The sequence below is a fragment of the Chitinophaga hostae genome (assembly GCF_018224885.1).
GTDB lineage: Bacteria > Bacteroidota > Bacteroidia > Chitinophagales > Chitinophagaceae > Chitinophaga > Chitinophaga hostae.
Genome location: NZ_JAGTXB010000004.1, coordinates 133,427 through 158,974, shown reverse-complemented (window position 1 = coordinate 158,974; position 25,548 = coordinate 133,427). Strand labels below are relative to the sequence as shown.

Here is a 25,548-nt window from a genome sequence, read left to right as displayed (position 1 = left end):
ATTGCAGGTTGGCAAAATCCATACTGTTCATGACCTGTAGTAAATGAGGCTATTTTCTGCCTTTGGAATTTCTACAAAACTCGTGAGCAGATTAACATTTTATAAGCGTCACCTCTTCAAATCCCTTTAAATTATTACTTTGCTCCCAGATTTCTCTAATTTTACGACCAGCTTCTTCCGGGGTAATCCTTATGTACTTATAAAAATCACGCAAACTCTTATGTCCACTTATTTTCATAATTAGTTCAACCGGAGTACCTGCAAAAAATTCATAGGTGCAAAAAGAGCGACGACAGGTATGAGACGTTGTAGCCTATTGTTTGTCTTCTGATTTAAGAGAAGCCGCCTTTTTACCCTCCCTTCCTTTCCGATTTTCCTGGATCCTGGGTTAGTCGATTTATTCTGAGACGATAACTCTACCTCAAAAATCATGGGGTTATCTATTCCGTGTTTATAGATATTCTTTTTCAAGTCCATCCACTTACTTGTAAGAAAAAAAGAGGTAAATATACTTATTTCTGATAGTCGACCCAAGATCCCTCTTCTACAAAAAATTGGTAATCCTATCTCCGTATCACACCCTACTTTCCAATTGCTATGATAGTACATATTGAAATTCTCAGATTGATCGCGAAGACTCCAGCGCTTCAATTCACATAAAACAGCTGAACTTTCAATTTAACTGTCATTAGGGTTAATAAACAGTTACCTTGGCTTTTTGCTTACGAGAATAAAAATGGCTGGTTATAATTCACGAATGAAACTTTTCCGGCCCTGAGGCTTCTCTTCTGCAATACCGCATCGAAAGAATCGCCGTGTTTACATCAATTTGCTATCACCTCGTACTTCAGCAACAAAAAATCGGCTGGATGCTTTATACTAAACTCACATAAACCAGCGTTGCCCACTTTCCTGATAAAAATTTGTCCGGTCTTAAGATTGCTTACTTTAATCATTTTCCCCGCCAGGAATTTCAATTTCACTTTTCTCATAGCCTCCTGATTATTGATTTCCCTGAACAATAAAAGGTAATTGTCTTTCAACCCTTCCTCGCTAACCATCTGAAACCCGGACCAACTTTCATTATCTGGTTGATGTCCAATTGGGAAAGTGTAAGCTGTAAACATACTTTTTCTATACCTTTTATACAATGCAATAAAGTCTTTCAATTCCCTTGTACCGGCGGAATCAAGGTACTGGGCACTTTGAAAAAAACATGGTACAAAAGGCAACCCCATCGCAAAACAATAGGAGTGGCTGTGCAACGGAGCATCACTACGATCCCCGTTTGAACGCTTTGGGTTTTGCAGCAACACTTGCAGTTTGTTACTATTAAAATATTTCGACATTAGCCAATGCTGCATCAATACCTGATAGGGTACCATAGTGAGATGTTCTGGCAATCCTTCCTGTATATTTTGAAAGTAAATACTGCCATACTCCTTGAAATAGTACCACCCATAGCGAGGATCATCATATTCGGGACAAAGCGTGAACTGAGTTTTCATAGGTGCATATTTCATGACATCCCTATATTTTTGGGTGCGGTCTTCATAATCTTTTCTGTCTTTCAGATGATCAAAGTCCATTTTCCAGGAAACGAATCCCAATTCATCCACATTTTTCCTCAGTTCTTCGGTGGTAACATATTGCGCTGTTGCCCATAGGCCAAACCTTAACTTATATTCGTCTGCTTTAGCTTTTAAATCCTTCCAACCGTTTTTATACTTTGGGGTAAAGCCTTTTGCATCGCTGAAGCGGCCCCCCTTTTGCCAGCCATCATCTATTTGCATGAGTTCCACGCCTACATTGGCCAGCGCAGGAATTTCCTTCATTAAATAATTTTCATCTGTGAATTGTGCACCATCCGGATTGGCCGGTCCCCAGGTATTGCTCAATAAAAACATATCTCTATCAGGAAAAACCGGATACCTGGCCCTATCAAACTTTTTCAATGCCAGTTGCATTCCGTCATTGCCCCCATCCCAGAGTATAATCCAGGTGGCCCAACACTCCCGGTAACGTTCGGGCAGTATTTCCTTTGCCGAAAGGCCCCACCCCGTAACTGACAGGCCAATGGGGCTGGAATAAAAACTTCCTGTGTAATGTGCTTTCTGGTTAACGCATTTGGGTGATTCTTTTACAACACATACTCCTTCACTTCCCTGGTTATATTCCACGCTGATGCCGCTGGCCCAGTCGTTATCTTCCGTTAAAAAAAGCGGGTAACCTGTTACTATCTTTTCCTCCAACATCAAGCGGCTGGGATCGTGCCGGCCACCGGGATTGTTGTAATATCCCCAATACCTACGCTGGTTTTCCGCCTTAAAATTCAAAGGCAAATAGTCACAACGGGGTCCAGGCGTAGCCATATTATTTCCAAAGCGATTTTCTATCCCTTCATCATCTTTGATATTGACGGGATCAAATCCCGGCATGGCTTTCACGCGAATTTGTGTACGCATGCCCACCGCATCCGGGTAGACCCAGACCACGTATTGAAGCATTAGTTTTGCATAGGGATACCTAAATTCCGAAATGATCTGTAAATGCCGATTACTGAAGCCTTCATCATCATCTTCAGACACTGTTGTTTTCAGCCATTCTGCGGTTGATGTATCATTTATAGCGCCTGGAAGGTCCCAGTCGCAGACTGCTTTTGGATTTGAAACAGCAAATTCCCTTTTCTTGCGCAGATCCTGCAGACTAATGGTTTGCAGTCCCTGGCCCGTCAATTTCCATGCACGCGCTATTTTACCTGTTGATGCAATGATTTCCGGACCTTTCAGCGTAACACGAGCATTTTTTAAAATGAATACCGAATCGCTTTGGCGTTGTATGATACAATGGTTGTCTTCGGCTTTTAGAAAAAAGGGAAGAGAAAGAAAAAAGATAATAAACATTAACAGCCGGGAATTACTATGCATCAAAATCGATTTTATTTGACTGAGAAAGTATTAGTTTAATATAGTGAACCAAGTTTTTCGTAACCTCATCTGTGTTACATTACTAAAATTGTCCCGGCGTGAAATTATAACATGCCGGGACAATTTACGGATACGGCTTGCAACAAAATTTATTTTCACGGTGCGTCCCAACCCGGATTTTGCGTAAGATTCCTGTTACTCCGGGTAATATCTTCCAAAGGAATTGGAGACAGGTAATCTTTTTCTGGTCTGAACTTAAAACCGTTAGGAAGCACAGATTTCCAGGGGTCATAATACCCTTTGCTATCCAACTGGGTTGACAGCGTTGCATTGGTAGCAGCGTCGTAATCAGCCGGATCGTATTTGAATCCCCGGGGTCTGCTGGCGTCGCTATTGAATAAGGCATGCGCCCTCCAGCGCTTCCAGTCATCCATTCTGTATCCTTCACCAAACAGTTCGGTATTACGTTCATTGCGAACAATGGCCAGGATATCAGCAATAATGTACCCATAATTCGGCCAGGTGGCATCTACATTAGGAAGATGATTGGTAAGCGCCGGCATTCCAACCCTCGCCCTTATCTTGTCTATGTTATCGGACAAGTCGGGCAGGGTATTGTTTAATTCCACATAGGCTTCTACATAGTTAAGCATTATTTCCGGTACCCTAAAGCAAATACCTGAGGTCGTAGGATTTCCCGCCTGGCTGTTGTAGTTAATGTCAGGATTATTCCCCTTTTTAGGCCAATAGCCGGTTGCAGTTGCATTGTAATAATTAGTGCCAAGATTTTCACAAATGGTATAAACCCGGTTAGGATCAAGCACATTATTAAAATGGTCGCCAGGAACAAAAATGGATTGCCCAAAACGAGGATCTAATGCTGCCTTCAGATCGGGTAAACAAGAGGCGCCCTTCTTAGGAAACAGTGTATTGTTGGTAACATCAATCGTATTCCCATTTTTATCAAGGAAAGCCTGAGCCAAAGCCAGTGTATATCCTCTGTCAAAATATCCAACTGTTGTCCACCAGTTTACGGAATTACCTGTAGCTCCGATAATATTGTTTGAATAAGTATGACTTAACGTAACCTCATTCACGGTGGAATAATTTTCCTGGTTAAACAGATTAAAATAATCTACCCCAGGATGCCCTGTACTGTAAATCATACCTGCAAAATCGCCTGAAATTGATTTCAATTGTGTATAAGCATCTATGACCTTCTGGAAATATGCGCTGGCATTTACCCCAGAGGCCGAAGGTGTATTTTTATGATACTTTGCCCAGCTGGCCTCATATAGTGCCACTCTTGATTTATAGATAAGAGCTGTTTCTTTGTTAATTCTATTAACTCCCACTGTGGCACGAGTTCCTAAAAGATCTATGGATTTATCTATTAATGCCATAATAGAATCTACCACCAGTGCGCGAGTGTCTCTTTTCCGGGTCAATGCCGCCTGGTCAGTAGCGCTAATGGCATGTGAGTACCATGGAACATCACCAAACTGCTTTACCAGGTTGTGATATACCAACGCCTTTAAAAAACAGGCTTCTCCTAATGTCTGTTTGTATTTTTCGAAAGGATCTTTGCATTGCTGATAATTATCGAAGAAATAGTTTATTTCATACACAGGCCCCCAGCTCCAGCCGCCACTACCGGCCGCTGTTGGAGTAACGGTTTGCCCATTCATATATCGACTATATCCTCCAACATAGCCCCCTCCCATCATATTGTCAGAGGTAGCATCATTCCAAAAATTAGTTTCGGGAAGCCATTGGTATTTCCCAACTATATACATATCAAGCTGGGCTGCGGTTTGCCAGTAATTTGTTTGAGATAAGGTATCCAGTGGCCCTTTATCTAAAAATTTTGTGCACGATACCAATAAAATGGTAAATACCAGTAGTAGCAGCCATCTCGCTTTTTTACAGTTTGTATATACTGAGGTATTCATTGTTATAATTTTTTAAATTGAGCATTAAAATCCAAGGTTAACACCGAAAGAATAACTTGCCTGTTGGAAATAATTCCTTCCCACCCATCCGGCGTAAGAGTTAGAGGCTGGTATTTCCGGATCTACCCAATAAGGCAAGGAAGAAGAATGGATAGTAAAGAGGTTCTCACCGGAAAAATATATCCGGCAGCTCTGAAACCTCGATCTATGTACCCATTCAGCAGGCAGTGTATACATCAGCTGAATATTCTTGATCCGCAGATAGGCCAGATTAATCAGATAACGATCGCTTGGCTGGAAGTTTTTAAAACCGTCACCGCCAATATATGGCCTTGGGAAAAAGGCATTCGTATTGGACCCTAGTTTTGCCAACAACTCGGGTGAGCTAGATGCATCCCTATAAAAATCCAGCTGTTTTCCTCCTTTGTAAATATTGACATCAGAGTTATTGCCGGTTTCTGATCCCATACCCCAATAATACATAGAGTAGTTGCCTACCTGGTCACGCTTTCCAACCCCTTGTGCCAGTATGGAAAAATCGAGCCGCCCTGCCTTTCCTAAAGCGTAGCCCAGGCTGATATTAATACTGTAGTTATATCTTGGCGTGGTGTTGCCAATCACCTTTCGATCTCCTGGATTTTCAACGGTTCCATCTCCTGTTGACAATGCATCAGTCGATTTATTGTTCAATTTTTCATATTTCACATCCCCAGAATACCAGTTTGTGCTAAAGATGGATTGAGATATTTTTAAGGTATTGTCGGGATTAAAGTCATTCTGATTTAATAACCGTTCTACATGGTAGCCCCATATTTCCCCCATTTTCATACCTGGATACCATTGTCCCACATAGTTTTGCGCCACATTATACTTTGTAATGGTGCTTTGCGCATCTGATACGAAAACCCTTACGCCATAGTCCAGCTTGTTGGAAATTTTATCCTTCCATCCCAGCTGCAACTCAAATCCCTTCGTCACAAATGCGGCATTATTTACTAATGGCGCAGTAGTACCCAGCACTGATGGTACCGGGCTTGGAGGCCCCAACATATCCCAGGACCTTCGGCTGAACCAGTCAAACTCCGCAGAAAGCCGGCTGTCAAGGAACTTCAGTTCGGTGCCAATATTAAGGGTGGTTATTTTATTCCAGGTAATATCGGGGTTTAGCAATCCCGGTGTATTCACATACGGTAACGTTTGGGCACCAAAAACCCAGCTGGTATTCGGGCTAACGGATAAAGTAGGAATATACAGGAAGTTAGCAATGTTACCCTGATCACCTAGTGTACCGTAAGATGCCTTGATCTTAGCATAATTTACGATATGCTGCAATTTACCCCAAAACTTTTCGCTGCTAATGTTCCATCCGGCAGACATAGAAGGGAAAAATCCCCATCGTTTGCTTTGAGCATAACGCGCCGAACCATCATAACGACCGTTCACCTCCAGCAAAAACCTGTCATCAAAGACATAATTAACCCTTCCAAAAAAACCAGCAGTCGACCAGGTGCTCATGGCGTCGCTAGCAGTCTTATTCTGTTGGGATAAATTGATGGAATAGTTATCTGGAATAAGCATATTTCCACCGCTGCCACTCAACCCACGATTATTCGTTTCCTCGGCTTGCATACCTCCCATTACTTTGATGAAATGTTTACCTAATGTGGTAGTATAGGAAGTATAGCCTTGTGTTGTCCAATAGTTGGAAAAATTGTATGTTTTGCTAATAGATGAACTACCGGCAATAATTGTTCTTCCATCCGCATAAAAATGTTGTACGACCTGGTTATTCAATGCCTGATAATCTTCAAAAAACATTCGCCACGTACCATCAATATGGATATCCCAACCTTTTGCGGGATTGAGATTCAGTTCCAGTACGTTATCCAAACGGTGCTGATCATCGCGGCTTTGTCCCCCCTGTTCTCCGTCAGCGATACGACTGGACCAGTTATAGTAGCCATTAGGATTTTTTTCAGGCACCACTGGCCATGCTCCATATACATAACCATAAAGCAGTCCCATGCCAGCCCCCCCTAAGGTGGGGGTAACTGTTTTAGCTAACGAATAACGGGTGCGAAAACCCAGTTTAATCCAACTGTTAATATCTGTATTAAAACCACCATTCAGGCTGAATCTCTTATAATTATCAAAATCAGACACGTGTTTAAATATGCCTGGTTGATTCAGGTACCCTGCGGAAACGAAGTAATTTGTTTTCTCTGTTCCGCCGCGCAACGACAATTCGTGTGTTTGCCTTTTAGCGTCTTTCAGCCATACTTTAAACCAGTTGGTATTAGCCATTCCATTTTGTCCCCATCCCCATGATCCATCCGCCAATAATGGTACGAGCTGGTCTAGGGTATATTTTCCAGGATTCTCCACATTTCCTTTAATGATGGCTAATTGGTCGGCATTAAAATAAACGCTTTGATGAGAGTTGATGTAAGATTCATTTCTGGCCAGTGCGAATGTATAGGCATCCAGGGGATCAGGATAGTTCACTGGCTTTACAATAGCATAACTACCTGAATAGGTAAAAGCTGGTTTCTGATTCTTCTTTCCCTTTTTCAGTGTAACCATCAACACTCCGTAAGGCGCACGTGATCCATAAATAGCACTGGCCGCTGCATCCTTCAAAACAACCACGCTTTCAACATCATCTGGATTCAATGTATTAAAATCCTCCATATTGGTAGGTATTCCGTCAATAACCACCAGTGGGGGTGTACTACTATTCAAAGAAGCATTTCCCCTGATAGCAATCGTTTGTGCTTTTCCCGGAGCAAATCCAGAAGCTGGTGCATTGAAAGTGATTCCGTTTGCAGTGCCTTGCAGCAAGGCTGTTACATTAGTCGCGGGCCTGTTTTCCAGTTCTTTTCCACTAATCACCTGTACTGCACCTGTAAGGTTTACTTTCTTTTGGGTACCGTATCCGACTACCACTACCTCGTCTACTTTACTTTCAGCCGACTTCAGTGTAATATTCAAATACTGTTGAGAGGCAACTGTAACTTCCAGTGGTGAATACCCTACGTAAGAAAATGACAGTACCTGCCCAACCTCCACGCCAATTGAGAAATGCCCATCTGAGGCTGTACTGGTACCAGTTGTTTTTCCTTTTATCTTTATCGAAACACCCGGTAGCGGTTCCCCTTTTTCATTCTTTACTATTCCTGTAATCGTGTTCGCATAATTATCTTTTGTACGTACAATAAATTCATTAAATGTGGAATTGTCTGAAACAGTTGAGGCAAGTTCTCGGTTGATGTTTTTTCGGCCATCTCCGGCAGAAACATTTAAGCTAATTAAAGAAAGGAAAGTTACTATTTTCAAGTAAGGGGATATTTTTCTGCGCGGAACGGCGTATGACCATAGGTCATAAGAACAGTTTTTCATACCTTTATTTTGTTTGATTCACATAATCACAAATGTCTTGCAGGGCATTTATTGTTATTATCAGACGGAGGAGAATGTTTTCCGCATTCTCCTTTTTTTAATTCAAGTGGAATTATTACTCATGGCAAAAGGTTTTGGTTGATTATAAATAAGAAGGCTTATTTCTCCTTCAAAGAATACTTTAAAAACAGCGCTGCTCCTAATGCGCTGGCATATTCCTGCATTTGCGAAACTTCAATAGGTACAGGTTCCCCGATCGGGTAACGAAATACCTGGCGGTTTACTTTTTCCCTTACTTTGTCTAAAAAGAGATCGGCGGCCAGGGTTGCGCCTCCTCCTAATATGATCAATTCCGGTGAATAGGCATGTACTGCATTTACGATCAGGTTAGCCAGGTTATCGCTCCATTTTTCCATTTCCCGAAAGCAAACGGTGTCTCCCTGGCGACAGGCATATGTAATCTTTTCGAAATCCACCAATAATGGGTCTGCAAAATATTCGTCAGACAAAATACAAGGTAAGCCCCGCTGAATGGCACCTCGTACTTGCAATACCAATGCTGTAGCCGAACATAGCGTTTCTCCCGTGCCATAATTTCCGGTAAGACATAACTGATTGCTGGCTGAGTTCAAAATTAAATGACCCACCTGTGTACCAAACAACAAAGAGCGATTTGTCAGCATCCGCCCATCGATAATTACCCCTGATCCTATCCCAGTGCCAATAGTAAGCCCCACCACCCAGTTCTTATCTTTCGCAAGTCCTATGTGTTTTTCTGCATATACCGCCAGCCGTCCATCATTATCGGCAATAACCGGCAATTGAAATTTCTCCTTTAGTTTTTCTACCAATGGAAACCCCTCCAGCATCTTAAACTTTCCCGGCAGGTAAACAACCCCCTTATCAGTATCTATCACACCCGACAGGCTTAGGCCAATACCCAGCAACCCATCGCCCATTTCCGATTGAGTACCGGCAACCGATTCTTCGATAGCCTTCATCAGCGCATCTGCTCCATGGTGCGCGTTTGAAGAAGTATAAAAAGTTTTCAATACTCTTTCTTCGTCCGCCGCCATCACCACGGCCTTCAAGCGGGTACCACCAGCATCAAATGATATAATAAAATCTTGACTCATGGTTCATCAATTATTGCTCCGTGACGTAAAAGTTGTTGACGTAACATGGCTGCATCGAGCATTACAGGAGAAATATCCCCGGCAACACATAAGGCTGCCGCAGTGCCTGCCGCTTCACCCATGGCCATACATTGCGCCATAGAGCGCACACTACTGTGTGCCACATGGCTGGCGCTAAAGCAGCGACCCGCGACCAGCATGTTTTGCGTATTCTTCGGTATCAGGGTGCGATAAGGGATGCCTACCGTCTTCCCGTCTGGCAAGTATCCCCATTTGGTGTCTGCTCCATCGTGATGATCTTCCATCGGCGCCCCACAAAGGCCTACCTGATCTTCAAACTGCCTGGCTGCTAATACATCCGCTTCTGTAAGCCGGTATTCACCGTATATTCTTCTTGTTTCCCTGATACCAATCTGCACACCAAAAGTCGAGAGTTGTGCTCTTTCATAACCTGGTACACAGTCCTGCAGAAAACGGATATACTCCAATGCCTGCTGTCTTCCCCTTATTTCTGCACTACTCAACAACTCGGGATTAGTAGCATTGACCGTTTTTCCATTCAGCACGTCATAGGATTTCAGCCTTGTCATGATGGTAGCCGTCATCCCCGTAACGGGTGTAATATGATCACTGCCTTCTTTTCTTGGTAGGTTATATTTTCCACTTTCCGCTGCATCTGTCATCAGCTGATGAAAAGCTTCTTTAGAAAGTGCTTTCCTGCTGACAGCATCTACATTAACCATCTTAAAAGTGGTGGTCAGTGTCTGAGCAGGTTCCTGTTCTCCTGCCAGTTCAAAATCATATCCAGCCAGGTAAACAATATCTGCATCCCCTGTTGTATCAACATATTGCTTTGCCTTATATAAGGCCAGTCCACTTTTAGTAGCTACGACCAGGCTATCAATATAGTCACCGTTCTTCATTACATCCTGTACCCAGGCGTTCAACAGTATATCGCATCCAGCCTTTAGTACCAGGTTTTCCCAAACGATCTTCAGATACTCTGGGTGATAGGTAATACCGGTACCCGCGCCAAAGGTATTAGGTCGCTCAAAACAAGCGTTGTAACTTTTCAATTCCTGTACTACCACATCAGCAATACCACCAACAATCTTATTAGATTTTTTGCCCGGAGTATAGTAACCATAAAATGTATCTAATACCGCAGTGCTGATACCCCCCAGGAATGGCAACCGCTCTATCAGCAGCGTTTTTGCGCCTGCTCTGGCAGCAGCAATAGCAGCTGTGGAACCGGCAGATCCGGAACCAGTAACAATTACATCATACTCGCCCTTTAATTCAATGCTTTTTACATAATTCATGATTTATAACCCTGGAATTTTTTTGTTAGGAAATGCTCCACCCTGCGTCTACCGTGAGTGTTTCACCGGTTATCATGCAGGAATTGTCATTTAACAGAAACACAGCTGATTTAGCTACGTCTTTTGCTGGCATTGTTGCTCCTGCCAATGGCTGTTTTTCTTTCATGTAAGCGACAATCTCTTCATTTTCTGATGCCCTTGCGCTCATGTTTGTGAATGCTAATCCCGGCGCTATCGCATTGATTCTTATTTTATCTTTAGCATAATATGCAGCGGCGGCCTTTGTCATACTGATAATGGCGCCCTTACTGGTGGCATATGCTATGGCATTGAAATTTCTTGCCTCAGGAGAAAAAGCCAACACACTGGACATATTCAGTATAACTCCTCTCATACCATTTTCATCCGGCTTTTGCATAAGCATTTGATTCAATACACATTTACACATCTGAAATTGTGTGGTCAGGTTGTTATTTAATGTAACTTGCCATCCCTCCAATGTACATTCATGCAACGGACCATCCCCATACTTTCTGCCACTGATACCAGCTACGTTAAACAATCCTTCGATGCGGCCATATTTATTAACGCAAACTGACACGAGTTGTTGAACTACGTGAACATCCGTAAGATCACCGGTCATATAGTCTGCATGTAAATACAACTTCTGCAACTCATCTGCAAGAGTCTCACATTGAGCGGCTTCCTTACCGATGAAAAACACCCGATGACCAGCAGCAGCCAATAACTTAATTGTTTCGGCGGCAATGCCACTGGCACCCGTGATAATATACACACCTTTTGTTCTCACTCTCATACTATTTACTCATAGGCTTCACCGCTTCCTCGTTGTTAGTTGCTTTGGCATATCTCCGGCGCTGGTCCCTCAGCCATGAGTCATAGTTTACGGAGGTATCATTCAGATGCATATTTTGCAACACAAAATGTGCTATCCCCCTTTCTGTCAATGCCTGCAATGTAAGTTCGTTCAGCGATTGTACCACCGTTAGTGCACCAATAGAACTCAGCGGGCAAATTTTATAGGTACGTTCAGGTGCAGCCACTTCGGTACTTAAGTCGCCTGTTGGCATGGCATTATCAATAAAATACCCTCTTTCCGCTTTTTCAATTACTGCCCATAAATTTAGGCCTGAGCTGTGTTTTGCAGGAGCGTTTTTCGACTGTTCTGCACATGACAGCGCTACAATAGGCAATGAAGGATACCGTTTAATAAACTCCTGTGCTACATCCACCGCTGCCGCCGTGGTACCCGTGGCTGTCACCACCAGCAATACATCGTGGGGACCAAAATCAATTTCATCAAGGAGAGCAGCTCCGCTATTTTCTACTTTCTCAAAAAACTGATTTAACCTTAATCCATTTGAACCCACAACATCAGTAAAAGTAGTCAGGCCGGTAGATAGAATAGCTCGAAAACCTGTTAAGGCCCCCATCCGTATACACAATTCTTCTACTGTAACGCGGGAGTGACCGTTGGCATATACATGTATTAATCCTCCATGTTCAATTGCATCAGCATATAAACCAGCTACTTGCTTCAGGATTTCTTCCTGCTGAAATATTTTCTGCTGAATCGTCTCCAACTGGTATGGGAACGTTAGTTTCATATAATTCTTCCGTTTTAGTTTTAACTACCCTAAAGTTAGGCTGTATTGTTAGTGAAAAAATATACAATCCTTTAAAAAAGATAGATTATACTATCTTTGTTTCGGCATCATTTAATTAACAAATTCCATGCAGCAGGATAGACAAACAGACATCAGTTATGAAGGCGGGCAGGTAGTTGCTTTTCCTAAAAAGATATTATCCAAATGTAGCCGTCTCCCTTTAATACAAAGATTATACATTAATCGTATGGGTATTTTCCCCCATGCAGTGAATCACTACTATAAAAGAGAGGCCGGGCAGGTTTCCTATGCGGTGCTATTATATTGTTTTGATGGTGAAGGATGGATAATACTAGGCAAAAAGAAATTTATCCTTAAAGCTGGGGATGCTTACATTATACCACCTTTTTCTGCGCATAGCTATGGCGCTGCTGACAAGTCTCCCTGGAGCATTTTCTGGGTACATATTGCCGGGAGCGGCGCTGGTGAAATAGCGGATGCAGTTAAAATCACGCAAAAAGACGCCCCTATTCATACCGTTTACTCCGAAGAAAGAAACAACCTGTTTAATCAGATGCTTAAAACATTGTCAAATGGTTTTAGCGTTGCTAATTTGCTTTATGCCAATCTTATATTGCCGAATTACCTGGGCAGCTTTATATGTCCGGCTAGTTTCAATAGCTTTTCTACAACATCGCCCATTGAAGAAAATATCTTGAATGAAGCTGTTCTTTTTATGAAAAAAAATGTGGAGCAAAAAATAACTGTAGAAGTAGTTGCTAAACATATAGGTATGTCACCTTCTTTCTTCTTTAAACAATTTAAGAAGCATACAGGATATTCTCCGGTAGCTTATTTTAATTTTTTAAAAATTCAAAAGGCAATACAGCTCATTCATACCACCCAATATAATATTAGTGAAGTAGGATCAAAAATTGGCATTGACGACCCATATTATTTTTCCAGATTATTCAAAAAACAGATGGGTATTTCGCCCAGACAATATATAAATGAATTCATCTTGCCCTCCCGGACGTATCAATAACGCTACCTTGGTACGGTTGCTGATAGCAACATCAGCCAACCAGCGTCTTCTCAATTTCTTCCAGTGATTTCCCTTTAGTTTCGGGAATCCGTTTTTCTATAAAGAAAAAATATAGCAGGCAAAGCACACCGTGCAGGATGAACGTAAACGGCAATCCCCAAATTGATTTTAAAACAGGGAAAGAGGCGGTAGAAAAAAAATTAGCCAGCCAGAGCGCAAAAGTACAGGCTGCCATGGCATTTCCCCGAATACGGTTGGGAAATATCTCCGACAATGCCACCCAGGTTACCGGCCCTATAGTAGCCGAATAAATAGCGATGAATGTTAATACAAAAATCAGTGTCCAAGCGCCATTCCAGTGAAAGTAAAAACTGGCAGCCAGCAACAGGGCATTTATAAAAAGCAGTAATGAGCCAACCCTTAGCAAGGTTTTACGTCCTGCTTTATCAATTAATCCAATTGCAATAAACGTAAACAGAAAATTAATTACGCCAATAATCAGGGATTGCAGGAACGCCGATTCTTGCGCTATTCCTACGTGCCTGAAAATCTGCGGGGCATATGAAAACAGGGAATTTTGACCCACCGCCTGTGAAAAAACGGCAATAGCGAGGCCGGTAATCAAAATGAACCACATTTTTTTCTGAAATAGATCGGCCAATCGTTCTCTCTTTTCATTTGCAAAACTATTGATGATAATGTTCACCTGCTCCTTTGCATACAAATCACCACCAATTCTGGATAAGATGGCCGAAGCTTCTGTGATTTTGTTTTTACGTATCAACCAACGGGGGCTTTCTGATACCAGTATTAGTCCGGTAAAAAACAAAGTAGCAGGGATCGACTGAGCGGTAAACATCCATCTCCAGTTGTCAGCTCCTGTGTTCAACAAAAGATAGTTGGAAAGATAAGCCAGCAGGATACCAATAGTGATTGCGAGCTGATAAAAAGATACCATTCTGCCGCGTAAATAGGCCGGGGAAATCTCCGCTATATAGAGCGGGCACACTAGTGCTGCTGCCCCTACTGCTACGCCACTCAATAGCCTAAAACAAATAAAGAAATCAAAACCCGATGCCCAGCCAGTGCCAGCTCCTGTTATAGCAAACAATGCAGCGCAAAAAATCAACAGCTTTTTCCTTCCCAAGGTGTCACTAAGCTTTCCGCCAATCAGGGCGCCAACAATACACCCCAGGTTAATGGAACCTACCGCCCAGCCTTGCTCTAAATCGTTCAGTTGAAAATGTGCAGTCAAAAAACTGATGGCGCCCGAAATAGTCACCAGGTCAAATCCAAACAATACGCCGCCAAGTGCGGTAATGGCACATACCAGAAAGACATAACCTTTGTTGACAACCATTTTTCTCGTGGCAACATCTTGTGCTATAGGGGAAATGACAGGCATAAATCAATTTTAAACGTATCTGTTGGAACGTCGGTTTTACCGGGTGATGGCAATTGAGCATCTTACATTTTCTGTGATGATGTCAAAACCTTTTTGCCCTATCAACTCTTCGGAGGCTATCCATGAACCTCCTGCTGCCAATACAATATTGAGGGCCGTATATTCATGCAAATTGGATAGATTGATCCCTCCCATTGGAATAAACTGAATGCCAGTATGTGCATATGGTGATTGCAACGCCCGGATTAAACCTATTCCCCCCGAAAGATTACAGGGAAATATTTTTACGAGCCTACAACCAAGCGTCAATGCTTTCTCCAGTTCCGAAGCTGTAATTATGCCAGGAATAAAAGGAAAGTTTTTTTCAGCGGCAGTGCCTATTACCTTTTCGTTTAGTCCGGGAGCTACTCCAAATGAGGCCCCTGCCTGAACAGCGATAGCCAGTTGTTCTGAATTCAGCAGCGTTCCTGCCCCAACAATCATTTCGGGAAAATTCTTTCTCACCAGTTCGATAGCTTTTGCCGCAATACCTGTACGAAATGTAATTTCCATCACATCCAATCCGCCTTCCTGTAATGCATTGGTGACCGGCAAAACATCCTCTATATTGTGAAATGTGATGGCAGGCATTAATTTATGTTTGAAGAAACTTGTCAGCATAGTTAATAGTTAGTAATTCGAAATAGCTTCTTTTACCTTCATGTTCAGCGCCAGTGCCGCCTGTTCAACCATTGTTTTTCCAGTCTCAATATCTGCGGCTGAAGGGTTGCCGTTAATCCCTCCGGAACGAGGGTCCAGTGCATATCTTGAACGTATTTTATACCAGGGCTTTTGTACTTTGAAGTCTTTTACCCGCTCCATATAAGCCGTAGTGCCTAATGCCAATGCCACCTCTGTTTCACCTTTATCTGCATGATGAATACCTCGAATACCACAATCGCTCCACCAGTTCCAGCAAACACCTTTGAACATTGGAAACTGTTCCCACACCTTATAGAACGCCATTTCGCAGGGAATTTTATTTGCACCATGTCCCGCAATAAAAATAATTTTCATAAACCCCTTCTTGCACAATGCGAGGCATATATCCGTTATCACTGCCATGTAAGTTGTCGCAGTAACACCCAATGTTCCCGGATACTCTGCCATTTCATCGGCAAATCCATACTGAACAGCTGGTGCCAAGATAGCACCCGTTTCATCTGCCACCCTCCTGGAAAAGTAAAGTGCAGCATCTGTGTCTACACTCACTGCCAGATGGGGACCATGTGCTTCCGTAAGCCCAAGCGGAATGATTACCGGCAGACTTCTGTTTAACTGGTCTACTTCATCTGAGGTAAGGTGTATCCACTCTTTCATATGCATTGGTCTTTAAAAATAACGTGAAATAATAACATGTCACTCAAAACTATGTAATGCATTTAGATAAAAAATTCACAATACTTTTAAATTAATAGATTATTCTATCTAAGGCAACGTCATACCTATATTTGTATTCCAATCATGGAATAGATTATAAAATAAGAAGACCGCAGATTGCTGAAAGGGTTAAATCTTCTTCCGGGGCTATCGGGAAATATACTTCAAATTACCATTCTTATACCTTCCTTCATACACTTTCCCATAAGGTCCCGTGAGTTTAAATGCAACATTCCACTCCCTTGGCCATGCCGGCAACAATTTTACGCGATCTGTGTCATATTGTATCAGCATCCGTTGCAGTGCTATCATTGCGACGTTCCCATGATCCTGGTCAGGAGTCCAGTCATAGTTTGGTCCCCAAAATGCAGGGAAACGCATATTTTTATCCCGGGTAGAAAAGTTCTCTATAATCATTCTTTTAGCTTCATCAGAGAGTCCTAAATAGGCCGCCTGAATAGAACTTTGTTGCCAGCCACCATTTTCTTTATGTGTTCTGCTCAGAAAGGTGTTTACACCGATTTGCAAACCAGGTTTGCCTAATACGAAAGCACGGTAGGGAAATACCCCATACATTTCCGGGTTTTCGGAATTAGCTTTGTTGCTATACTCATGCGCGGGAGACAGTAATGTATCTTTACCTACAGTACGTAAGGGAACTGCAGGGAGATCTTCGATGAGTTTTAACCATTGGCTTCTTAGTTTATCTGTGGTAAACGCTTTGGGCAGGCTCAACATTTTTTCGGCCACTGCTCTGATTCCAACGATTTCAGGTAGTGGATCAACTGCTTTGTGAAAAGTTTCGAGTGATGCTGATGGATTGAACAGAATTTTCCCATCATTCCCCCGCTTCCAATGCTGGTCAAAAAATGTAAGTATTTCTGTAACAAAGGGAACCAGCGTATCTCTGGCAAATCCAGTGTTTTTAGTAAAATTATAGTAATCATTCATCATCAGAGAAAGTTCTAAAGCACCCTGCCAATAATACGTAATATAGGGGTTCCTGGCAAAGCCCAGTGGTACATTAGTTCTATCACATCCATAATCGCCATCTGCATAAGTTCCCCAAAAATTCATGGTTTCAGGATAGTAGGCGCCCTCATGACCATAGTACTTTCTGGTAGCATCTTTGCGAAGCGGTAATGCTGCCATGTACATTCTGAACAGTGGACGCATAAGATCAAAGTCCCCTGAAAGCAACATACTCCAATAGGGTAAACGGGTATTTTGCCACCAATAACATCCACCCCAAAGGCGGAAGTCAGCGTCAAAGCCTTTGTACGGACCATCTATTTCATAAGTGTCTACCGTAAAAATGCTACCATTGAATTTAACCGGTGAATTGCCACGGCCACCACATGCGTTAATAAAGCGCTGCAGTATATAACCTTGTGTTACAATATTAGCCCATTGTTGCTGCTCCGGGTTATCTGCAGAAACGTAGATATATGATCTGTTCCAGAATGACTTCCACCACCGTTCATGCATCGCCACACGCTTCTTCGATGGTGTAGCCGCTATAGCAAAGACTTGTTCGCCCAGTTTTTGTTGCCATTCCTTTATGCTGCCCTGGGTGGTGAGTGGATAGCTATTAATTTGGATGCTGGTGGAAGCTTTACTACTTATCAAAATAGTATCAGACTGGTTAATCAGACCACTGCCTTTTATCATCAGGCCAAAATTACGATGCATCAATGGATCGGGCTGATAAGTGGAAATGTCAGTCAATGACTGTATTTCCAGGTTATGTTTCCAAATAGAATAATCATTGTGATGACAAGCAGTAATATTGTCTTTATTTCCGGAAAACACAGTATCAGGTTCGGAAAAAATCTCAGTAGGACAGTCTTTTGTTACCTGCCTGGCACCAATTCCCCAAACTGAGCCGTCTTCTTGCCCAACAATAGGGCGTTTTGTTTTCCTCCAGTTTTCATATACCACTTTGACCCGGATCGGCTTTTTACTTCGTATATCTGTCTGAATTACCGGGTGATGGGCATCTATCCAAAATTTGATCTTTGTATCGCCATAGCTGATCTGTATTTCACCATTTTGTAGTCGCAATTCCTGTATGAATGCCTTTTCATTGAAGGGATTTGGTGAAATAGAAACTCTCACCCGCCCCAATTTTAGCAGCCTTCCTATTTCGCTCCAGGCGTCTGTTTTGGAAACGTAAAATACCAAATCCCCATTTGCTGCAATCCAAACGTTGGCACCAATATCACCGTTACCAATAGGCATGGAACCATTTGAATTTTCTCCTGGTGTAGTCCATTTGATATTATAGTCGTCTACCTGTTGTGCAAAGGATGCAGCGAAACCGAATAAGAAAATAAAGAGAAGAAACCATTTTCTTTTAATCATTGTACCAATTTTTCAACTAAATATGACTTTCACCTGTTTTTTAACTGAAAGATTATCATGCTTCTTGTTATTGTATTTCGGACAAGGCAAGTATTTTCGTCTCTCCTGCCTTTACATTCACTATTGGGCACCGGCTTATAAATCCTTGCGGATAAACGGAGGTCATTTTCCTATCCACAAACACCCTGATACTCGCATCAAACCTTGTGGAGTTAGTAATCGTCAATGTATTACCCTTCACCGTTGCCGTTACATGATCAAATACCATCAGTTCATTTCTGGCCGGATTTATATAAATGCCGGGAATTTCCGCCACGGTGAGCATAGCGCTTACCTGCGCCCAGGTATTGCCATGAAAAATATCCCCTATAGCTTCTTTCCCTTCCCAGTCGCTAAGATTTACTCTTTCATTAATCCAACCGATGTGTTGGTCTTTAATAGGGCGGTCGGCGCGTGCAATATATTGCATAATGTTATGTGCTATATCGTATATCATTTGCAGATACAATTTATTACCCGTGGCACGATATAATTTAAACAAACAATCGCCGGAAGCAGTACAAATACCCGGTCCTCCATGTTTGTTTTGAGTGTTCGCCCATATAGCACCAGTCGTTTTCATATCCAATCTACCGAACAAAGATTTTTCTGGAAACCTATAATCATAAGTTACCATCCAGGTGGTACAAAAAGCAGCGGCATCTTCCGCATATTGCAGCCATTCCTTTTCGCCGGTCACTTCATACAACACTACGAAAGATTCCAAGGTTGCAAAAGCCGACTCTGCATCGTTGTTTTGCAAAATTTCGCCTGGCCCACCACAGGAGATCCCCTTCACTATAAAATTCCTATAATAATATCTGGCGGCTTCTTTAGCCACCTGTAAATACTGCGGATTACTTTCATACTTTGATGCCAAAGCTAATCCCGCAATTGCCGTCACTGCACTATTACTGCCTCCTACTTTTATTTCCCCTGTCTCAATTTCCACAAACTGTCCGAACTGATAATTTTCTTTCCATAGTTTCACAAAAGCGTCAGCTTGCCGGTGTAGCGGCGCGCTCCAGGCTTCAGGCAGCTGCCATCCTGGATTTCTATTTCTTTGAGAAGAAACATATTTATAAGTAAAATATAACGCATCTGCATTTTTACGAAGCAAATGGAGATTATCAGGATGTGGGCTACCAAAACAGTCGCTACACCAGATCTTGCCATTCCCGCAACCATAAAAGAAACCACTTGGGGACTGGCTCTGTGTCAAAATTTTATAGTAATTTTTATATGCCCTGTCCGCAGAACTATCTCCTCCTGCTTCACTCAGCGGTAATGTAACCATCAAGCCCCCCACCCAACCTAATTGCCATTTCATATTAAGCGTTTCACCGCCCAATGTATAGAGACTATCCTTTCTACTCCACCATTCGTTTTCTTGTTTTTCCATTAACTCAAACGCTTTGCTGAAAGGCAACTGGTTAATGTAAGCAGAAGTACCATAGCTTTTACGGATAGCTGGAAACTTCTTATTCAGATCATTGGGAGAACTAAGGTTGCTGTAAGTATAAACTTTGTATCGAATAGTTACTTTATCACCTTCCTTTAAATCCTTCCCCGTTTCATTAGAAGGAGAAAGATTTGCCATAGAATAATATTCCTCCCTCACACAAGGCGCAGCAATAGTGAAAGTAGCTTTATTTCGAGCTTCATTTTCTTTAAATATCAAAGCACTGTTACCCAGCTCTGTGGCTTGTTCGGTTAGTATCCAAATTCCTTTCCCGGTTTTAGGGAAATAAACACCTACTGCCGGTGTAGCTAAATCTCCGGTATTAAAATCCATCCTCGACTTTCCTTCATACTTATTCAATCTGGGTATATTCGTAATGGTGACAGGTAAATTTTTATTATAGTCTTTAGACTTAAACAAAGGTGGATAACCGTATTCCAATACGTCAAATCTATTACCATCATAAGCCGCGGCAGGCATAATGACATAGTTTTTCACATCCCAATGATCAAATAAAAAATCAATCGACAGACCTGCCTTATCCATGGAACCTTTTTTTAACTCAAATGTATAAACCGTCTCATTACCTGCCTTGTTATCATATTTCTTACAATTCCATTCAGCTTGATTAATGAGCATCGATGCCTTGTTTTTCTCAAACGAAAAAGTCTGTTGTTTTTCGGGAGTACGCCCCTTGTAATAAGTTACTTGAGCCCTTGTAGCAAGGTCTGGCAATGGCTGTTGCGACATAACATGAAGACTCGCGAAAACACCTGCAACTAAAAGTTGGATTTTTAGCATATGTAAATACCGTTTGAACTTAAATATATTTTGGTTGTGCATTGAAATACGATTCAAAACTATATAATGTCGCAAAACAAAAAATCCACAATCCTTCTAAATTAATAGATTATTCTATCCTATCTGATGTACTAATTTCGAGAAACAGGACCAACAGGAATCTAACAGACAGGTTCATGAATACCAAATGATTCAAATTAATGCCTTGGTTGAAGTGAGTTTGTATTATTCTCTTTTCTTTTTGGGGAGGGGGGAGGGAGATAGTTGTGCTTCTAAGAGAATGATCAATTGAGCCCATGCAATATCTACGGGTATACATATTATCGGAATTTCTTCGCCTGTTTTTTCGCCTATATAGTAATTGTCCTTATCCTCTTTAGTAAGCATCTTTCTTTTTCATAGCTTTTTTTAGAATGCTTCTTCCCTCGCTAAGGTGCCATTTTACGGTTCCTTCGCTAATTTGAAAATGCGCTGCAATTTCTCTGACTAAAAAACCATCAAGATAAAACATAATGCAAACAGTACGTGTCATTGCAGGTAATACTGATAAATATAAATAAATATCTTTCGATGCTAGTGACACAATAGGATTGCAAGGTGAAGGCAGATCCATACAATCATCCATATTCAAATGTTCTTTTTCTTTGGCGTTGAGTTTATTTCTCAAATAGGTAAGTGCAGCATGTTTTACTATGGCATATGCCCAGGGAAATATATCTCCTTTCTTAACATCATACATCCCCAAATTTCTAAAAATGTTTAGCATTCCGTTATTTACTACGGTTACTATATCTTGTTCACAAACAAAATATTTTCTACATAACGAAAATAGCCCCGGATACAACAGTCTATACAACTTCTCCTGGCTTATTCTATCATTGCGGTTGCAACCTTCTATTATATTTTGCAGACTCTCCAAACTAAAGCAACAAAACCCGCCCGGTTTAATGGGCGGGTGATTTCAGTTCGTATTATATGGATTGAGGTGAAATAATTACTCCGCTGGTATAAGACCAGGTGAAGTTAAAATGAGTTCCTTTTTTAACTACAGATCCTATATAATCCTTATTATTGAATTTAATAGTAAAACTGTAAGTTCCGTCTACTGGCATATAAAGAGCATTTGTTGCAACTGCTTTCGACTTCCCGGCAGTACAAATACTTGCATCAGGTACTTCTACACCAATGTATTTCAGCGTAAACGCATTTGAAGCTTCGCTATAAACACTCACCAAAAAATTATTAAGGCAGTCATAATCCTTCTTAGTCTCCGCCCTAATCAACAGATAATTGATTGAATCTTTAGGAAAAGACGGTACGAGAGTAATTTCATCACCATCCAATGATGCTGTAGTTGAAACCACCTTATTAGAACTACTACCAGTGGCACTAACCGACAAACGTTGTACAGCCTGCTGAGAGCCTGATTGGGCTGTAACAACAAAATCACCAGCTTTCGAAAATATGACAGTAGCCGTATTTCCGGAAGAGTGAATTTGAACATTTCCCGCCGGAGTAATTTTCCAGTCAACGGCACCATCTTTGGCAAGACCATTGAATTTAAAACTTACCAATTCTCCTGGTTTTGCCGATGATCCGCTTGAAGATTCGATAGTTGCATTTCCCTGAACATTATCTTTCTTTGAACAGGCATAGATTCCCAAAATTGTTACTGACAGTACTGCTAACAGTGTTCTTGTAATTTTCATTTTAATCTTAATTTAAATTGTACTTTATAGGTTATGTTTTGAAAGGCCTTTAAACAGTATACAACTTTGAAGAAGTAAAAGGTTGGGTATTAAACTTTTTTTAACAATTTATATCAGTCAGCGAACATGCGCCTTATTTTTCTTTATGATATTCCACGAAATATCCACTACTAGCATTTTCAGGAGACAATTTTAATGTGGTTTCTGAGATTGTCTTAATCAACAGAGTATCTATAGACTTAACACTATTTTTCACCCCTTCTGAGTGGCTCCAAAGGAAAAGAGTGTCTGCGGAGAATGCCCAATTATCGTAGATCAATGTATGAATGTTTAATGACAAACAAGTATTGTCTTCATTCAACTGAAAACCCTGTTGGTGATTTTGCTCACCAGGGATAGGTTGTAACCACCTTCCAATCATCATGTCCTTAGTGACATTTAATTTTTGCAAAGAGCTACGGCTTTCATTGACCGACTCCAATGTCTTGCTTTCTTTACTTTTCTGTTTAATCTGGCAAGCAGAAAAAATGCCTGGAAATACCATAAGAAATATTCTCTTTTTCATGCGTTTATTATAGATTTAAATGTGTAAAAATGTTAAATGATCACATCCCCGGACCAATATTCCAGCTTACTCCTAAAATTAACAGAACAGTTAGCAAATGGCCTTAATTACAAGAATGACAATACTTCATGGATATTTGGGTTATTAAATCAATTAATAAGGCTAAAAATACGTACAGCATACGCTACATCAGACTGTTGTACTAAATTGAATCCAGTTTATTGTTATAGAAAACACCTACTAAAACCATAGCTATAGAAAGTAAGGATCGACTACCAGAATGACATCGATCCTTATTATTGTTCACTATTCTAAGTTTTCTGACTGAAAATTCGCTTCCCTTTGACATTAGCGCCAGTAACAATTTTTCCCGCGCTAATAGTCGCCTATATAATATTCTCCAGCGACTCCTTTACATTGTCAGGCATCCCAATCCACGCAATATTTCCATCCAATGAAAACTACTGGCTTTGAAAAACTATCTGGCAAAAATCTGGCTGCAGTATATTTGGTTGCACCATCTGGCATTTTTTCAAGTTTCATAGGCTCAACAGGCCTGGTTGCGAAGTCAAAAATCGTTACATCATAAGGACCCGAATCCGAAGGCTTCCAATCCCGACAATCCAGGGTACCAACTTGAGCAAAATATTGATCCAAGAGGGCATTGAATGCAGGCATTCTCACCGGATATTCAGCTAAAAATGCTTCTTTCTCCATCATCCCGGGATAGAATCGGCCGGCTTCTGGTAAAGCCTTGTTTGGGTTGTACCCAACAAAAAGTACCTTCAAAAATTTTTGGTATGTATGCTTTGCGCATTTAGAGCAGCGGTACACAATACTGCTCATAATATGATTAAACTTACAATTCTACTCTTCATTGTTTAGCATTTTTTTGATGTATGTTAAAAAGCTGGGATATTAAATACTACTTTCGGATCATCTGGTTGGATTACCATTTCATTACCATTATTATCTGCAGCAATCCTCTTCATTGGTAGGCCGTTTCGGAAATAATCATAGCCAATTTGACCTTCAAACGCTAATTCGACACGTCGTTCTTTCAACACAGCATTCAATAGATCTGAGTTATTAATATTCTCAATATCAGATGCAGGCAGGCCCGCACGAACATGGATTAATTGAAGATCAGCTTTACAGGCAGAAAAATTTTTCAACTTCGCATTAGCTTCCGCTCTGTTTAAATAAACTTCCGCAAAACGAAATAATATCTCAGGAGCGCGTGTAACAAAAGTTGAATTTGAGACTAACCATTTGGTGGTTTCAAGTGTTTGGGTATTGACATTTTTCTTCAAAAATGTTGCGCGTAAATCACCAGAGGGCAATGTCAAAACGAAATCTGAAGATGGCTTAAATATCCCGCCACCAGAACGATTATCGTAATGATAAAATTGCCCTAACTTAATCCCATCTATAGAATTATTCAATGCAAAAATAATCTCTCTATTGTCATTAAACACCAATCGTTTCAATGTTCCGTCCTCATCGTCGCCGAACATTTGAAGATAATCTTTTCCCTGCCTTAAGCTATATTTTTCACTATTAATAATACTGTCCGCGTACAATACCGAGAGTTGATTATAGGTGGCATTAGGTGACGATACAGTCCCCCCCATGTAGAGATACATCCTCGACAACAATGCCCACGCTGCTCCAGTGTTGGCAAATGCGTTCGTCTTGCTAATTGGTACCTTCATTAATTGCGCGGCCATTTGAAGTTCCGGAATAAGAAAATCATAGATTTGCTTCACCGTTGCCCTTCGGGGATTATCGTTAATATCAGAAGTCTTCTTTAGTGGCACAGCAAGGCTGTTCTGAGCATCCTGGTAAAAGGGCTTCCCATATATTCTTGTCAGATTAAAGTAGGTCAACGCACGAATGAAAATATTCTCACCCTTTGCATATAATAAATCATTTTTTTCTTTCTCTGTTAACGTTCGAAAATTTTTCCCAAGACGCTCAATTCCTTCAAGAGCTGCATTTGCACCAACAATAATCTGATATGCCCCTCGGTATAAAGTTGCGCTATACCCAAGTTGTTCAGCGGAACTATTGCGGTAGAAAAAGGCGTCAGTCATGTTTGAGACTGGTGCATATTGCCTTAAGGTAACATTGTTACCCCTGCTTTCACTAATGCTTTCCAATGCAGAACTATAATCGCCCAGTCCATTACCGATAAGCAGTAAATAATTGCCAGCTGTTACTTCCTGAACACCTGCCACCGAACTTAGCTCCCCCTGCTGGTCAATTTTAGTGAGTGGCCTAATCTCGTCAATCTGTTTATTACAACCTGCTAACACAACATAAACTCCTATTGCTACTATGATATTTTTCATGATAACTTCATTATGGTTCAA

General features: G+C 41.3%; 18 protein-coding genes. 1 reads left to right on the top strand and 17 read right to left on the bottom strand.

What is annotated here, in order from left to right; all coding sequences use genetic code 11:
- Window positions 1-824 precede the first annotated feature (824 nt).
- From KE626_RS10300 to KE626_RS10270, 7 genes are all read right to left on the bottom strand, one after another.
- The gene (locus KE626_RS10300) at window positions 825-2,927 is read right to left on the bottom strand and encodes an alpha-galactosidase (RefSeq protein WP_211972804.1); all 2,103 of its coding nucleotides are present in this window, start codon (window positions 2,925-2,927) and stop codon (window positions 825-827) included.
- 155 nt (window positions 2,928-3,082) lie between these two features.
- On the bottom strand, window positions 3,083-4,879 hold the full coding sequence (locus tag KE626_RS10295) for a RagB/SusD family nutrient uptake outer membrane protein (protein ID WP_211972803.1): 1,797 nt from the start codon (window positions 4,877-4,879) through the stop codon (window positions 3,083-3,085).
- 24 nt (window positions 4,880-4,903) lie between these two features.
- Window positions 4,904-8,215 (bottom strand): SusC/RagA family TonB-linked outer membrane protein, encoded by a 3,312-nt coding sequence (locus tag KE626_RS10290; RefSeq protein WP_211972802.1) that lies wholly within the window; start codon window positions 8,213-8,215, stop codon window positions 4,904-4,906.
- A gap of 221 nt (window positions 8,216-8,436) precedes the next feature.
- Complete coding sequence (locus KE626_RS10285) at window positions 8,437-9,414, bottom strand: ROK family protein (protein ID WP_211972801.1); 978 nt, start codon at window positions 9,412-9,414, stop codon at window positions 8,437-8,439.
- Complete coding sequence (locus KE626_RS10280) at window positions 9,411-10,736, bottom strand: FAD-dependent oxidoreductase (protein ID WP_211972800.1); 1,326 nt, start codon at window positions 10,734-10,736, stop codon at window positions 9,411-9,413. Before KE626_RS10280 ends, KE626_RS10285 begins: the two co-directional genes overlap by 4 nt.
- Before the next feature lie 25 nt (window positions 10,737-10,761).
- Window positions 10,762-11,547, bottom strand: a complete 786-nt coding sequence (locus KE626_RS10275; protein ID WP_211972799.1) for an SDR family NAD(P)-dependent oxidoreductase — start codon at window positions 11,545-11,547, stop codon at window positions 10,762-10,764.
- Window positions 11,548-11,554: 7 nt separating this feature from the next.
- A complete protein-coding gene (locus KE626_RS10270; RefSeq protein WP_211972798.1) occupies window positions 11,555-12,364 on the bottom strand; it encodes an SIS domain-containing protein in 810 nt (269 codons plus the stop codon).
- A gap of 127 nt (window positions 12,365-12,491) precedes the next feature.
- Between KE626_RS10270 and KE626_RS10265 the strand changes: the two genes are divergently transcribed.
- Window positions 12,492-13,409 (top strand): AraC family transcriptional regulator, encoded by a 918-nt coding sequence (locus KE626_RS10265; protein WP_211972797.1) that lies wholly within the window; start codon window positions 12,492-12,494, stop codon window positions 13,407-13,409.
- 31 nt (window positions 13,410-13,440) lie between these two features.
- Here the strand turns inward: KE626_RS10265 and KE626_RS10260 are convergent, their stop codons facing one another.
- The 10 genes from KE626_RS10260 to KE626_RS10215 all read right to left on the bottom strand — a co-directional run bounded on the left by KE626_RS10260 (window position 13,441) and on the right by KE626_RS10215 (window position 25,527).
- Window positions 13,441-14,814: a sugar porter family MFS transporter gene (locus KE626_RS10260; protein ID WP_211972796.1), complete on the bottom strand. Its 1,374-nt coding sequence runs from the start codon at window positions 14,812-14,814 to the stop codon at window positions 13,441-13,443.
- Window positions 14,815-14,850: 36 nt separating this feature from the next.
- The gene (gene eda / locus KE626_RS10255; protein ID WP_211972795.1) at window positions 14,851-15,474 is read right to left on the bottom strand and encodes a bifunctional 4-hydroxy-2-oxoglutarate aldolase/2-dehydro-3-deoxy-phosphogluconate aldolase; all 624 of its coding nucleotides are present in this window, start codon (window positions 15,472-15,474) and stop codon (window positions 14,851-14,853) included.
- A 9-nt stretch (window positions 15,475-15,483) separates the two neighbouring features.
- On the bottom strand, window positions 15,484-16,173 hold the full coding sequence (locus tag KE626_RS10250; RefSeq protein ID WP_211972794.1) for a creatininase family protein: 690 nt from the start codon (window positions 16,171-16,173) through the stop codon (window positions 15,484-15,486).
- Between the two features lie 207 nt (window positions 16,174-16,380).
- The gene (locus KE626_RS10245) at window positions 16,381-18,597 is read right to left on the bottom strand and encodes a DUF5703 domain-containing protein (RefSeq protein WP_211972793.1); all 2,217 of its coding nucleotides are present in this window, start codon (window positions 18,595-18,597) and stop codon (window positions 16,381-16,383) included.
- Window positions 18,598-18,664: 67 nt separating this feature from the next.
- Entirely contained in the window at window positions 18,665-20,899 is a 2,235-nt protein-coding gene (locus KE626_RS10240) for a YyaL domain-containing protein (RefSeq protein WP_211972792.1), read from the bottom strand.
- 376 nt (window positions 20,900-21,275) lie between these two features.
- Entirely contained in the window at window positions 21,276-21,755 is a 480-nt protein-coding gene (locus KE626_RS10235) for an RNA polymerase sigma factor (RefSeq protein WP_283093145.1), read from the bottom strand.
- Window positions 21,756-21,870: 115 nt separating this feature from the next.
- Window positions 21,871-22,608 carry a hypothetical protein gene (locus tag KE626_RS10230; protein ID WP_211972790.1) on the bottom strand — a complete coding sequence of 246 codons (738 nt, stop codon included), beginning with the start codon at window positions 22,606-22,608 and terminating at the stop codon, window positions 21,871-21,873.
- A 133-nt stretch (window positions 22,609-22,741) separates the two neighbouring features.
- Window positions 22,742-23,173 carry a lipocalin family protein gene (locus tag KE626_RS10225; RefSeq protein ID WP_211972789.1) on the bottom strand — a complete coding sequence of 144 codons (432 nt, stop codon included), beginning with the start codon at window positions 23,171-23,173 and terminating at the stop codon, window positions 22,742-22,744.
- Between the two features lie 420 nt (window positions 23,174-23,593).
- Entirely contained in the window at window positions 23,594-24,019 is a 426-nt protein-coding gene (locus KE626_RS10220; RefSeq protein ID WP_211972788.1) for a hypothetical protein, read from the bottom strand.
- Window positions 24,020-24,075: 56 nt separating this feature from the next.
- Window positions 24,076-25,527 (bottom strand): RagB/SusD family nutrient uptake outer membrane protein, encoded by a 1,452-nt coding sequence (locus KE626_RS10215; RefSeq protein ID WP_211972787.1) that lies wholly within the window; start codon window positions 25,525-25,527, stop codon window positions 24,076-24,078.
- Window positions 25,528-25,548 lie beyond the last annotated feature (21 nt).